Origin of the sequence: Clostridium sp. 7_2_43FAA (assembly GCF_000158375.2) — a bacterium.
GTDB classification, from domain to species: domain Bacteria; phylum Bacillota; class Clostridia; order Clostridiales; family Clostridiaceae; genus Clostridium; species Clostridium tertium.
Map to the genome: position 1 here is coordinate 523,596 of NZ_JH815222.1, position 14,616 is coordinate 538,211.

The window sequence follows — 14,616 nt, forward strand, 5'->3', positions numbered from 1 at the left end:
ATTTAAATGAGAGAAAGAGTGATTATACAAATGAAAGATTTAAAAGAAATAGCACTTTATATACATATACCGTTTTGTAAACAAAAATGTTTTTATTGTGATTTTCCATCTTATGCCTCATTAGATCATCTTAAAGATGATTATGTAGATGCATTATGCAAGGAAATAGATGAAAAAGTAATAGACTATAAAATAAAAAGTATATTTATAGGCGGAGGAACTCCATCTTATTTGGAAATTAATCAAATATATAAATTACTAAAAACTATAAGCAAACTTAATCTAACTGAAAATATGGAATTTACTATGGAATGTAATCCTGGAGCATTAGAAAAAGAAAAATTAGAAACTATGCTAAGTGGTGGTGTAAATAGAATAAGCATGGGACTTCAAGCAGTACAAAATTCACTTTTAAAAGATATAGGAAGAATACATAGTTTTAAGCAATTTGAAGAAAATTTCAATTTAGCTAGGAAAGTTGGCTTTAAGAATATAAATGTAGATCTGATGTTTGGATTGCCAAATCAAAAAGTAGATGAGTGGAAAGAATCTCTAGAAACAATTGCAAAGTTAAACCCCGAGCATATTTCTGCGTATAGTCTGATTATAGAGGAAGGAACAGTATTTTATAAACTATGGGAAAGAAACAAACTAATATTACCTTCAGAGGATGATGAGAGGGAGATGTATTCAACTACTAAGGAAATACTTAAGGAGCATGGATATAATCAGTATGAAATATCTAATTATTCAAAACCAGGGTATGAGTGCTATCATAATAAGGTTTATTGGCGATGTGATGATTATTTAGGAGTTGGATCTGCTTCAAGTTCATTTATAGATGGAAAAAGAATAAAAAATATAGAAGATGTAAAGTCTTATATAGAAAAAGTTAATAGTAACGAGAGTGTCATAGAAGAAGTAATTGAAAATTCAAAAGAAGATAATATGGAAGAATTTATATTTATGGGACTTAGAATGAATGTAGGAGTAAGCATTAATGAATTTAAAGGAAGATTTGGAATACACATAAATAGTATATATAAAGATGTTATAGAGAAAAATATAAACAAAAAGTTACTTGTATTAGAAAATGATATTTTAAGGCTAACTGATAAAGGGATTGAGTTATCTAATTTGGTTATGAGTGATTTTATATTATAAAATGGAGTGCCTAGAAAACAAGAGAATATGTTAAAAAAGTAGAGAAAAATAATGATAAATTAATAAAATTAAATGAGATTATTTAATTTATAAGTTATTCAAATTGACAAAAAAGGTAATAAGGAATATATTGATATTGTAGTCATTAGCACTCGATTATAATGAGTGCTAACAGATAGAGGTGATGTAATGGCTATTGATGAAAGAAAAATAAAAATACTTCAGGCTATCATTAATGACTATATCATGACAGGGGAACCAGTAGGTTCAAGGACAATAGCTAAGAAATATGATTTAGGAGTTGGATCAGCTACAATAAGAAATGAAATGGCTGATTTAGAAGAAATGGGTTATCTAGAGCAACCACATACATCTGCAGGTAGAATACCTTCAAACAAAGGATATAGGCTATATGTAGATAAGCTAATGGAAACTGGAAGGCTAACTCGAGAAGAGGAGCTTAAAATAAGGGAGTACATTATAAATTCAGCAATGTATGAGGTTGATAAGATAGTAAAGCAAGCTTGTTCATTGTTATCAGAGCTTACTAATTTAACTACTGTAGTACAGACTCCATCTGTAAGAAGTAGCTATATAAGATCTATTCAATTACTTACTATTGATAGTCATAATTTGGTTTCAGTAATAGTAGCAGATAGTGGAATTATTAAGAATCACAGAATAAGAATAAATAATATGCCAAAGCCTGAAACTATTCGAATGATAAATGAAGTCTTAAATATAAGGCTAAGGAATTTAACTATTGAAGAAATTAATTTGGAAGTAATTAATAAGCTCAAAGTAGAATTAAATGGCTACGATGAACTATTTAATGGAATATTACCTGCTTTATATGAAACATTAAAAGAAGCTAACAATACAGAAGTATTTGTTGAAGGAACTACAAATATATTTAATTATCCTGAGTATAATAATATTGAAAAAGCTAAGGAAATTCTTTCTTTAATTAATGATAAAGATAATTTAATAGATTTGATAGAACCTAGTAGTGATATTACCATAAGAATAGGTGATGAAAATTATTTTCCAGAGGCTAAGGATTGTTCAATTATATCAGCGGAGTATTCATTGGATGGAAGACCTATTGGTAAGATTGGATTAATTGGACCAAAGAGGATAAACTACTCTAAGGTTATAGCTATTATGGGGCAAGTTATGAAAGAGTTAAATAAAAGCTTAAGAAATCAAATTATAGAATAAAAGAGATGAGGTGTTGTTGTGGAAGATAACAAAGAGGTAATAGAAGATATAGAAGAAACAGTTGAAACAGAAAATAATGAGGATGTAAATTCTACTACTGAATCAGAAACAGATCAATCTTCAGATGATATAGTTGAAGAAAATAATGATAAGGAAAATGATCTAGATAATATGAGAAAATTAAAAGATGAAAATAAGAAGCTAAACAATGAAGTAGAAGCTTTAAAAGAAAGATTACTTAGAATATCAGCAGAATATGATAATTACAGAAAAAGAACAACTAAGGAAAAAGAAGGCATTTATACAGAGGCGTGTACAGATGTATTAAAAGAAATGATCCCAGTATTAGATACATTAGAAAGAGCAATAGCTGTTGATGGAAGTGTAGAAGACTTCAAAAAAGGAATAGATATGACTATAAAAGGTTTTAAAGGATCCTTTGAAAAATTAGGAGTTGAAGAAATAGATGCAACTGGTGAATTTGATCCAAATCTACATCAAGCAGTTATGCACGTTCAAGATGAATCATTTGGTACTAATTCAGTAGTTGAAGTATTTCAAAAGGGATATAAAAGAGGCGAAAAGATAATTAGACATACAATGGTAAAAGTAGCTAACTAATATTGATATTAACTAAACTTATTAAAAAGATAGTTTTTAGGAGGAAATAAATTATGGGAAAAATAATAGGAATTGATTTAGGAACAACTAACTCATGTGTAGCTGTTATGGAAGGTGGAGAACCAGTAGTAATCAGCAACTCAGAAGGGGCAAGAACTACTCCATCAGTAGTTTCATTCCAAGCAAATGGAGAAAGATTAGTAGGTCAAGTAGCTAAAAGACAAGCGATCACAAACCCAGATAAAACAATAATATCAATAAAGAGACATATGGGTACAAATTATAAAGTTAATATAGATGGCAAAGATCATTCACCACAAGAAATATCAGCAATGGTACTTCAAAAAATAAAGGCTGATGCAGAAGCTTATTTAGGAGAAGCTGTAACTCAAGCAGTTATAACAGTTCCTGCATATTTTAATGACTCAGAAAGACAAGCGACTAAAGATGCTGGTAAAATAGCTGGATTAGAAGTATTAAGAATAATAAATGAACCTACAGCAGCTGCTTTAGCTTATGGTTTAGATAAAATGGATACAAATCAAAAAATCTTTGTTTATGACTTAGGTGGTGGTACATTCGACGTATCTATCCTAGAACTTGGTGATGGAGTATTCGAAGTTTTATCAACAAATGGAGATACTAAATTAGGCGGAGATGACTTTGACCAAAGAATAATGGATCATATAGCTGAAACATTTAAGGCTGAAAATGGAATAGATTTAAGAAATGATAAAATGGCACTTCAAAGATTAAAAGAAGCTGCTGAAAAAGCTAAGATTGAATTATCATCATCAATGCAAACAAACATTAATTTACCATTTATAACAGCAGATGCAACAGGTCCAAAGCATATTGATATGAACTTAACTAGAGCTAAATTCAATGAAATAACTCATGACTTAGTTCAAAGATCAATTGAGCCAATGAAAAAAGCTTTAGCAGATGCTAACCTTTCATTAAGTGATGTCAATAAGGTAATATTAGTTGGGGGATCAACAAGAATCCCAGCTGTTGTAGAAGCAGTTAAAAACTTTACTGGAAAAGAACCTTCAAAGGGAGTAAACCCAGATGAATGTGTTGCAGTTGGAGCAGCTATTCAAGCAGGTGTATTAACTGGAGAAGTTAAAGATGTATTGTTACTAGATGTTACTCCATTAACATTAGGAATTGAAACATTAGGTGGAGTTGCTACACCACTTATTGAAAGAAATACTACAATTCCAGCTAAGAAGAGTCAAACATTCTCAACTGCAGCAGATGGTCAAACATCAGTTGAAATTCATGTAGTTCAAGGTGAAAGACAAATGGCAGCTGACAATAAGACTCTAGGTAGATTTACATTATCAGGTATTGCGCCAGCTCCTAGAGGAATTCCACAAATTGAAGTTACATTTGATATAGATGCAAATGGATTAGTTAAAGTATCAGCTGTTGATAAAGCAACTAATAAAGAAGCTAATATAACTATTACAGCTTCAACTAACTTAAGTGAATCTGAAGTAGAAGCAGCAGTAAAAGAAGCAGAAAGATTTGCAGAAGAAGATAAGAAGAGAAAAGAAAAAATAGAAGTTAAAAATAATGCAGATCAAGTTGCTTATCAAACAACTAAAACTTTAGAAGAACTTGGTGATAAAGTAACAGCTGACGATAAAGCTAAGGTTCAAGCTAAACTTGATGAATTAAACAAAGTAAAAGATGGCGAAGATTTAGAAGCTATAAAGAAAGCTATGGATGAATTAAACCAAGAATTCTATGCGATATCATCAAAGATATATGCTGATGCAAATGCAAATGGTGCAGCAGGTGCTGGATTTGATCCAAACAATATGGGAGGAGCAGGTGCAAGCCAAACTACACAAGATGATAATGTTGTAGATGCAGATTTCGAAGTTAAAGAAGATAAATAATATTTTAAAGACGATAAATAGTTGTAACCTATTAGTCTAATATATATAATATATGAGGGAAGGCATAAGTCGTCTTCCCTTTTATAAAGTAAAAAAATGGTGGTGAAAATAGATGGCAAATAAAGACTATTATGCATCCCTTGGGCTTCAAAAGGGAGCTTCAGATGAAGAAATAAAAAAGGCCTTTAGAAAGCTAGCTATAAAATATCATCCTGATAAAAACCAAGGCAATAAAGAAGCAGAGGATAAGTTTAAAGAAATAAATGAAGCTTATCAAGTGCTTTCAGATCCAGAAAAAAAAGCGAGATATGATCAGTTTGGAACAGCGGATTTTGACGGAAGTGGATTTGGATCAGGTGGGTTTGGTGGCTTTGACTTCTCAGATATGGGAGGTTTTGGAGATATATTTGATAGCTTCTTTGGCGGCGGCGGTGGTAGCAGTAGAAGAAGAAATGGGCCACAAAGAGGTGCAGATTTAGAATATACAGTTAATTTAACCTTTGAAGAGGCTATATTTGGAGTAGAAAAGGAAATTTCTATAAATAGAAGTGAAACTTGTGATTCATGTAAAGGTAGTGGAGCTAAAACAGGTACTTCAGCAAAAACTTGTCCAACATGTAATGGTCAAGGTCAAGTAAGAGTACAAAGGCAAACACCTTTAGGAAGCTTTGTAAGTACTTCAACATGTAGCACGTGTGGTGGTAGTGGTAAAGTAATAGATGATCCATGCACTACATGTCATGGAAAAGGAAATGTTAGAAAAAATAGAAAAATAACTGTTAATATTCCAGCTGGAGTTGATACGGGAAATGTTATGCCGCTTAGAGGGCAAGGAGATCATGGAACTAATGATGGTCCTCCAGGAGATTTATATGTAAGAATAAATGTTGCTTCATCTAAGAAGTTTACAAGAAAAGGAAATGATATATATATAGATACTCATATATCTATGGGGAAAGCAGCGCTAGGAACTGAAATAACTGTTGCAACTGTAGATGGAGATGTAAAATATACAATTCCTGCAGGAACACAATCAGGAACTTTATTTAGATTAAAGGGAAAAGGTGTTCCAAGAGTAAATTCATCAGGCAGAGGAGATCAATATGTTAAGGTAATTGTTGATATTCCTAAGAACTTAAATGATAAGCAAAAAGATGCTTTAAAAGCATTTATGGAAGCTTGTGGAGAAAATATTGGTGAAGGAACCCATCATAAAAAAGGATTTAAAGATTTATTTAAATAAAAGAATTAGCATGTTGCTAATTCTTTTTTTTATAAAATATATGATATATGCACAAAATACTAAAAGTGATATGATATACAATATAAGTTTTCCCTATTATTACTATAGGAATATTCAATAAATGTATATTATATTTAGTGATATAATTAACAATAGTACTAATTTATAAAAGAGGTGGTATGAAATGGACAAATTAAAAGAAGTTCTATATGGAGAAATAGAAGAATTTAGAAAAGAAGGACATAAATTTCTAAATGGGGAATTAAATGTAATGCAATTCAAGCATATATCTGGAGGATTTGGTGTATATGCTCATAGAGGTGGTAAAGAATTCATGATAAGACTTAGGATTCCTTCAGGTATAACTAATGTTGATGAAATGTATAAGGTTTATGATTTTGCAAAAAGATATGGATTGGATAAAATACATTTAACAACACGTCAAGCAATACAACTGCATGGTCTAATCATTGATGAAGTTTGTGATTTAATGATAGAAGCTTTAGATAATGATATATATACTAGAGGTGCAGGAGGAAATTATCCAAGAAATGTTGCTATGTCACCGCTATCGGGGGTTGATCCAAAAGAAGAGTTCGATGTAACTCCTTATGCAAAAGCTGTAGGGAATTATTTTTTAGAAAGAATATATACTTATAAGCTTCCTAGAAAGCTTAAGGTTGCATTTTCGAATAGTGAATATGATGCAGCACATTGTACCGTTCAAGATTTAGGTTTTGTTGCAGTTAATAAAGATGGAGAGAAGTATTTTCAAATATATTTAGGTGGAGGCTTAGGACAAAATCCTAGAAAAGCAGTTAAATATTGTGATTTAATTGAAGCTAAAGATGTACTTTATTATGTAGAAGCAATGGTAAGCTTATTTAAGGCTGAAGGAAATTATGAAAATAGAAATAAAGCACGTGTTAGATATATTTTAGAAAGAATGGGCGAGAAAGATTTCTTAGAATGTTATAAAAAACATATAGAAGAAGTTATAGAAAAAGGTAATTTAGAAATACAAGTTGAAGATAAAATTTGTAATAAAAAAGGAATAGAGGTAGAAATTAATAATCCAAGAATTATTAACCAAAAACAAACAGGATTATATAGTGTTTATCTTCATCCAATTGGAGGGCAATTACTTGCTAATGATTTAAAAGCAATTCTAGATACAATTAAAAATTTTGAAGATATAGAAATTAGATTAGCTATGACAGAAGGAGTTTATTTTAGAAACTTAAATGGTAATGAAGCTAGAGAACTATTAGAATTAACTGAAAATATGGGGGCAACAACTAATTTAGAACAAAGTGTATCTTGTATAGGAGTACCAACATGTCAAGTGGGAATATGTAATAGTCAAGGAATGTTAAACTCAATTATGGATTATTTTAAAGATAGAGAATATAAATCAGATGTATTACCAAGAGTCTATATTTCAGGATGTGGAAATTCTTGTGGGGTTCATCAAATTGGATCTATAGGATTTACTGGTAAGAAGAAGAGAGTAGGAGAAAAAATTGAGGAATGCTTCACTATGTTTGCTGGTGGATCATTTGGTGTAGGAAAAACAAATTTAGGCAATTCTTATGGAGATATTCCAGGCAATAAGATTCCAGAATTTTTATATGAACTTTCTAAAGCTATAGAAGTTAGTGATTTAAAATTTGAAGAATATCTAGAAGAAAAAGAAGAAAGCTTTAAAGAAATAGTAAATAAATACGCTGTATAAACATTTAATTAATTGCCTTCGACTTACAGCAGAAAATTATAGCAATAAAAAGTATTTACAAATAATAATTATCAAGTATAATTGAAATATATAATTTTATGAGATTTTGGAAAAGATAGAATAGAAATCTTAAAGTAAGGAGAAGGGTAAAATGAAACAAGTAAAATTTCAAGGATCACCAATAACATTAGAAGGAAACACATTAAGTGTTGGAGATAAGCTACCGGATTTTTCAGTTACAACAAATGATTTAGGAGAATTTACTCTTAAAGATACAAATGGTGTTAGGGTATTTTTAACAGTACCTTCAATAGATACACCAGTTTGTGATATGGAAGTAAAAAGATTTAATAAAGAAGTAGATAGTTTAGATGGAGTAACATGTTATACTGTTTCAATGGATTTACCATTTGCTCAAGCTAGATGGTGTGGATCAGAAGGAGTAGAAAAAGTTAAGACTTTATCAGACTACAAAGATAGAAGTTTTGCTAAGGCTACTGGAACTTATGCAAAAGAATTAGGTTTATTAACAAGAGCATCATTTGTTGTAGATTCAAATGGAGTTGTAACTTTTGTTGAGTATCTTGATGAAATAACAAGTGAACCAAGTTATGATAAAGTTTTAGAAGCAGCTAAATCAGCAAAATAATATATGTTAAAAATTAAAGTAATTTGGGGTCGTTCCAAATACTTTTAATTTTTTTAATTTATTTAAAAGGAATTAATTACTTTAGTTTTAAATATAGACAGAAAGTTAACATAAGTGTAAAATAATAAATTAGTCAAAGTATGTTTGAAAGGACTGATTTAAATGCAAGGAACTTGGATAGAAGTTAGAGTTATAACTAAAAGTGAGGCACTAGAACCTGTTTCAGGAATATTTTATGGATTAGATTGTAAAGGAGTTGCAATTGAAGATCCGAATGACATATTAGAAAGAGAACAAGGACCATTAACTTGGGATTTTGCAGATATTAATGTATTAGAGCATAAGGGGAAGGTTGCAGTTGTTAAAGCTTATTTCTCAGAAGAAGATAATATAGATGAGATATTAAAGTATATAAATGAAAAGATGAATGAACTTAAAGAGCTTGGAATTGACACAGGAGTAGCTAAAGTAGAAAGTGAAAAAATGTTTGAAGAAGACTGGGCTAATAACTGGAAAAAATATTATAAACCAACGAAGGTTGGAGAAAAAATAGTTGTAAAGCCTATATGGGAAGAATATGATGCACAGGGGGAAGAGTTAGTAGTAGAGCTTGATCCTGGTATGGCTTTTGGAACAGGTACACATGAAACAACAAGAATGTGTATTCAATCCTTAGAAAAGTATGTAAAGGAAGATAGTACTGTTTTTGACGTTGGATGTGGCTCAGGAATTCTTGCTATAGCAGCAGCAAAGCTTGGTTCTAAAATGGCTGTTGGAGTTGATTTAGATCCAGTTGCAGTTGAATCTGCTAAAGAAAATGTTGGATATAATAATTTGGAAAATATACAAATATTATATGGTAATTTAGTAGAAGTAATTGATGGAAAAGCAGATATAGTTGTTGCTAACATAATTGCAGAAGTTATATGTATTTTAACGGAAGACGTAAAAAGAGTCTTAAAGGATAATGGATACTTTATTACTTCAGGAATAATACATGATAGAGTAGATATGGTTACTAAAAAGCTTGAAGAAACTGGATTTGAAGTAATAGAAATAAATAAAGATGGGGAATGGAACTGTATAGTTGCCAAAGTAAAATAGTTTTAAGGAGAATGAACAATGCATAAATTTTTTACTCCTAAAGAAAATTTTATAGATAATGAAGCTAAAATCTTAGGTGATGATGTAAAACATTTATATAAAGTACTAAGGCTAAATGAAGGGGATAAAATAGTCTTAAATAATTGTGATGGTGAAGAATTTTTAGCTTCTATTTCAACAATAACTAAGCAAGAAGTTATTGTTGAAATAGAAGAAAAGCTTCAAATAAACAATGAAAGTAGTGTAAAAATATATTTGTTTCAAGGTTTGCCCAAGGCACAAAAGATGGATTTAATAGTTCAAAAGGGGACAGAACTTGGAATTACTGAATTTATACCAACTTTAACAGATAGAGTTGATATAAAATTAAAAGGTGATTTTAAGAAATTAGATAGGCTTAATAGAATAGCGCTAGAAGCAGCTAAACAAAGTAAAAGAAGTATAATACCAAATGTTGTGGATCCAATAAGCTTTGATGAAGCTTTAGATAAAATGAATAATTTAGACATGGTTATAGTTCCATACGAAAATGCTGAAAACTTTGGAATTAAGACTTTATTTAATCATACTGATTTGGATAGAACTAAAATAAAAACTGTTGGAATACTAGTTGGTCCTGAAGGCGGATTTGAAGAAGATGAAATAAATAGACTAAAAGAAAATGGTGCTTATATAGTAACTTTAGGAAGTAGAATCCTTAGAACAGAGACAGCAGGTTTTGTAGCTACTTCTTTAGTTCAATATGAGCTAGGAGATTTAGGAGGAAATTAATAATGAAAGTTGCATTTTCTACATTGGGATGTAGAGTTAACGTATATGAATCAGAAGCAATGGCCGAAAAGTTTATTAGAGAAGGCTATGAAGTTGTGGATGCAAGTGAAGCAGCTGATGTATATGTAATAAATACTTGTACTGTTACTAATATGGGTGATAAAAAATCAAGACAAATTATAAGTAGAGCAAGAAGATTAAATGAAAATGCTACAGTAGCAGTTGTAGGATGTTACTCACAAATTGCACCTAAGGAAGTTTCAGAAATACCGGGAGTAGATGTAGTTCTTGGAACAAGAAACAAAGGTGATGTTGTTTATTATGTAAATAAAGCTAGAGACGAAGGAAAGTCACAAGTTCATGTTGAAGGTGTACTTAAAAATAAGAAGTTTGAAGAATTAAATATAGAAGAATATCAAGATAAAACGAGAGCATTTTTAAAAATACAAGATGGATGTAATAGATTTTGCACATATTGTATAATTCCATATTCAAGAGGCTCAGTATGTTCAAAAGATCCTAAAAAGGTATTAGAAGAAGTTAATAAATTGGCAGAGCATGGATTTAAAGAAATAATTTTATCGGGAATACATACAGCTTCTTATGGCTTAGATTTAGAAGGTAGTGTTAATTTAATAGACATAATAGAAGAAATAGAAAAAGTTGAGGGGATAGAAAGAATAAGAATAGGATCAATTGAACCTGCATTCTTTACGCCTGAAGTTATAGAAAAGATAAAGAAGTTTAAGAAGTTATGTCCACATTTCCATTTATCACTACAAAGTGGATGTGATGCTACACTTAAGAGAATGAATAGAAGATATACTGCAAAGGAATATGCTGATTCAGTAAATTTATTAAGAGAAACTATGCCAGATGTATCTATAACAACTGATGTCATAGTTGGTTTCCCAGGAGAAACAGAAGAGGAATTCAATGAAACATATGAATTTTTAAAAAATATTAAGCTTACTAAAACTCATGTATTTAAATATAGTCCAAGAAAAGGAACCAAAGCTGCAGATATGCAAGATCAACTTGATGGAAGCATAAAGGAAAAGAGAAGTAAGTTATTAATTGAATTAAGCAATAAAAATGAAAAAGAATTCATAGAAAAATTCATAGGAAAAGAAATGGATGCACTTATAGAAGCAGAAGTAAAAGGTAAAGATGGTATATATGAAGGATATACAAGAAATTATATAAAAGTTCAAGTACCATGTACATGTGCAGATGTTACTGGTAAAATAGTTGATATAGAAATTACAGAAGCAGAAAATGAAATTGGAATAGCAAAACTTCTATAACAATTGGTAGTCGACAATGTATAATGGATAATTAAGGTGATAATTTAACTTTGTTAAATTATTGGAATAATTATTATATTTTATATAAAAATAAGTTTATAATTAAATTATGTTAACTTATTCGTTTAATGATACATTAGCTATCTAATATAAGAATAAAATGTTAACAATAATTAAAAGCAAAGGTAAAAGTAGTTGTCGAATAATTGAAAATAATTCGGTTATGCTGAATTATCTCCAAAATTATAAATTATCAATTAACCATTATCAATTAAAGAAACGGGGTGAATTTATGGATTGTATTTTTTGTAAAATTGCAGAGGGTGAAATACCAAGTAAAAAGCTTTATGAAGATGAAAAGGTCATAGCTTTTTATGATATAAGCCCTGAAGCACCTATACATTTTTTAGTTATACCTAAGAAACATATAAAAAGTGTGAATGAAGTAAGTGAAGAAAATGCAAATATTATTTCACATATTTTCTTAGTTATTAATAAACTAGTAAAGGAGCTAAATATAGCTGAAACAGGATATAGAATTGTTAATAACTGTGGAAAAGATGGTGGGCAGACAGTTGATCATATGCATTTTCACGTGCTAGGACAAAGAGAATTAAAATGGCCACCAGGCTAAAGAGTTTTTTATCTAAAGGTTGACTTTAAGATGTGCCTATTGTATAATATAGCGTGTGTTATTAAGCCCGTAGCTGAGTTAAATTAATTAATTTGAGCTAGCGGAGGGAGGGATAATAGATGTCAGAAATAAAAGTTGGAGAAAATGAAACACTTGAAAGTGCATTAAGAAGATTCAAGAGAAAATGCGCTAGAGCTGGAGTTCTTTCAGAAGTTAGGAAGAGAGAACACTATGAAAAGCCAAGCGTGAAGAGAAAGAAAAAATCAGAAGCTGCTAGAAAGAGAAAATTCAAGTAGAAACTATTTTGGTTTGAAATTTTAATAGAACTTAATTAAAAGCTATTATTGGAGTCTACAATTTATCCAATAAGTCTGGATGTATTGTTTATAATACATTAAGGTTGAGGACTATAGTTATATATTTTAGCAAAAATAAGTGTAAGAATTATTATACTTGAATTTAAGGGAATAAACAGGATTTAATTAATTGGATATTCTAAAGAGGTAGATCTTGTTAGAGTACCTTCCTCAGCAGTTATAAAAGAAAAGATAGAATTATTAAAGGAACGGCTACACCATCGGTGTTAATAACATTTAAAAGATAGCTAAGTCTTAATTAGCTTAGTTATGACAAAATAAAGTCAATTTATAAGAAGAATATTAACTAATAAATAAAGCAAAAGGAACTTATCTAGTTCCTTTTGCTTTTTTGTTATATTGAAATAGATTTTATAAGGCATTGAAACTGTTAACTTTATAAACTCAAATAAATTATAAGTAATTTTCTATATATTTTTATCATAAAGTACTATTAGGAAAAATATAAGGAGAGAAGATTATGCAAAGAAAAATAGAGAAGAGCAGAGAAATCATAGCAGAAACTTTTGATTTACCTAAAGATATAGTTTTAAATGTTCCTAAAATAACTATCATAGGAAATGATGAAATAACGATAGAAAATCATAAAGGAATAATATTATTTGAGAGAAATGTTATAAAAGTAAATACAAAAGTAAAGGCCATTAATATTGAAGGTGAGAATTTTGAGATACTTTATATTGGGGATTCTACAATAACAATTAGTGGAAAATTTAAATCTATATCATACGAGGTGTAATATGGCAACAGGAGTTTTTGATAGTGGAAAAGTAGTAGTTGAAGTTAACATATTAAAGCCAGAAAGACTTTTAAACATATTGTGGAATGAAAATATAAATGTTATAAATGTTAAGAGAATAGATGTAGCAACGATTAGAGTAACAATTGATTATAATGATTATAATGTTTTAATTGATGTTGTAAAAAGATTGAATGGTAAAAGTAAAGTCATAGGAAGTACCGGAATATTATTTTTTATAGGAAAACTAAAGAGTAAATTATTCTTAGCTATAGGAGGAGGGATATTTATTGCGTTGTTATTATATTTTTCTACCTATGTTTGGAGTATAGAAATAACTACTAAAAAGAATGTTTCACCTTATGAGTTAAGACAACAATTATATGAAATAGGTATAAAGCCAGGGATAAGCAAAAATAAAATAGATGTTAAAGATGTAGAAAAGAAACTAGAGGATGTAAATTCGGATGTTTTATGGCTAAGAGCTAGAATAGAAGGCTCAACATTGAAGATATTTATAGAAGAGAAAGTGAATCCACCAGAAGTTAAAGAAGAAAAACAAGGAAATTTAGTTGCAAAGATGGATGGGGAAGTAAGTAGAGTTTATGCTTTTTCAGGTAGATCAGCAGTTCATGTTGGAGATATGGTGAAGGCTGGTGATATTGTTATAGAAGGAATTAACGGTAAAGAGGAAGATCCATATGAAGTTGTACCAGAAGGTGTAGTTATGGCAAATACTTTTTATGAAAAGAGTATGACTATTAAAGTAGAAGGGACAGAGCTAAAAAGAAGTGGAGAGAAAGATAGTGATATATACGTAGAAGTATTCGGAAAAAAAATTTATCTGAAAAAAGCTATAAAAGATTTTGAAGAGTATGATAAAATAGAAGAGAGTGGAAAAATTATAAAGAAGGCTAATTATTTTGAAAAGAGAGAAATTCCAGTTACATACACAAAAGAAGAGGCGATTGATAGTGCAGTAAATGAATTAGAGGAATCTCTTTATAATAATTTAACTAGAGAAGCTAAAGTGGTTGATAGAATAATAAGCACAAAGGATAGTTCGGATGGAAATATAATAGTAAATGTAGTATTTGTTGTAGAACAAAATATAGTAAATAATGAGCCGATAGATTATTAG

General features: G+C 29.8%; 14 protein-coding genes. All 14 read left to right on the plus strand.

Annotated elements, in window-relative coordinates; translation table 11 throughout:
• The first annotated feature begins 30 nt into the window (after positions 1-30).
• Entirely contained in the window at positions 31-1,164 is a 1,134-nt protein-coding gene (gene hemW, locus CSBG_RS04035; protein WP_035285638.1) for a radical SAM family heme chaperone HemW, read from the plus strand.
• 189 nt (positions 1,165-1,353) lie between these two features.
• Positions 1,354-2,385 (plus strand): heat-inducible transcriptional repressor HrcA, encoded by a 1,032-nt coding sequence (gene hrcA, locus CSBG_RS04040; protein WP_008677301.1) that lies wholly within the window; start codon positions 1,354-1,356, stop codon positions 2,383-2,385.
• A gap of 18 nt (positions 2,386-2,403) precedes the next feature.
• Positions 2,404-3,006 (plus strand): nucleotide exchange factor GrpE, encoded by a 603-nt coding sequence (grpE, locus tag CSBG_RS04045; RefSeq protein WP_008677302.1) that lies wholly within the window; start codon positions 2,404-2,406, stop codon positions 3,004-3,006.
• 53 nt (positions 3,007-3,059) lie between these two features.
• Positions 3,060-4,916, plus strand: a complete 1,857-nt coding sequence (gene dnaK / locus CSBG_RS04050; protein WP_008677305.1) for a molecular chaperone DnaK — start codon at positions 3,060-3,062, stop codon at positions 4,914-4,916.
• Positions 4,917-5,028: 112 nt separating this feature from the next.
• Positions 5,029-6,159: a molecular chaperone DnaJ gene (dnaJ, locus tag CSBG_RS04055; protein ID WP_008677307.1), complete on the plus strand. Its 1,131-nt coding sequence runs from the start codon at positions 5,029-5,031 to the stop codon at positions 6,157-6,159.
• A gap of 184 nt (positions 6,160-6,343) precedes the next feature.
• The gene (locus CSBG_RS04060; RefSeq protein ID WP_008677309.1) at positions 6,344-7,894 is read left to right on the plus strand and encodes a nitrite/sulfite reductase; all 1,551 of its coding nucleotides are present in this window, start codon (positions 6,344-6,346) and stop codon (positions 7,892-7,894) included.
• Between the two features lie 151 nt (positions 7,895-8,045).
• A complete protein-coding gene (tpx, locus tag CSBG_RS04065) occupies positions 8,046-8,543 on the plus strand; it encodes a thiol peroxidase (RefSeq protein ID WP_008677311.1) in 498 nt (165 codons plus the stop codon).
• Positions 8,544-8,705: 162 nt separating this feature from the next.
• The gene (prmA, locus tag CSBG_RS04070; protein WP_008677312.1) at positions 8,706-9,647 is read left to right on the plus strand and encodes a 50S ribosomal protein L11 methyltransferase; all 942 of its coding nucleotides are present in this window, start codon (positions 8,706-8,708) and stop codon (positions 9,645-9,647) included.
• Positions 9,648-9,665: 18 nt separating this feature from the next.
• A complete protein-coding gene (locus CSBG_RS04075) occupies positions 9,666-10,418 on the plus strand; it encodes an RsmE family RNA methyltransferase (protein WP_008677314.1) in 753 nt (250 codons plus the stop codon).
• Between the two features lie 2 nt (positions 10,419-10,420).
• Complete coding sequence (mtaB, locus tag CSBG_RS04080; RefSeq protein WP_008677315.1) at positions 10,421-11,725, plus strand: tRNA (N(6)-L-threonylcarbamoyladenosine(37)-C(2))-methylthiotransferase MtaB; 1,305 nt, start codon at positions 10,421-10,423, stop codon at positions 11,723-11,725.
• Between the two features lie 292 nt (positions 11,726-12,017).
• Positions 12,018-12,359 carry a histidine triad nucleotide-binding protein gene (locus CSBG_RS04085; RefSeq protein ID WP_008677318.1) on the plus strand — a complete coding sequence of 114 codons (342 nt, stop codon included), beginning with the start codon at positions 12,018-12,020 and terminating at the stop codon, positions 12,357-12,359.
• A 119-nt stretch (positions 12,360-12,478) separates the two neighbouring features.
• Positions 12,479-12,655, plus strand: a complete 177-nt coding sequence (gene rpsU, locus CSBG_RS04090; protein WP_003441547.1) for a 30S ribosomal protein S21 — start codon at positions 12,479-12,481, stop codon at positions 12,653-12,655.
• A 541-nt stretch (positions 12,656-13,196) separates the two neighbouring features.
• Positions 13,197-13,475: a sporulation protein YqfC gene (gene yqfC, locus CSBG_RS04095; protein WP_008677328.1), complete on the plus strand. Its 279-nt coding sequence runs from the start codon at positions 13,197-13,199 to the stop codon at positions 13,473-13,475.
• Position 13,476: 1 nt separating this feature from the next.
• A complete protein-coding gene (gene yqfD / locus CSBG_RS04100; RefSeq protein ID WP_008677331.1) occupies positions 13,477-14,616 on the plus strand; it encodes a sporulation protein YqfD in 1,140 nt (379 codons plus the stop codon).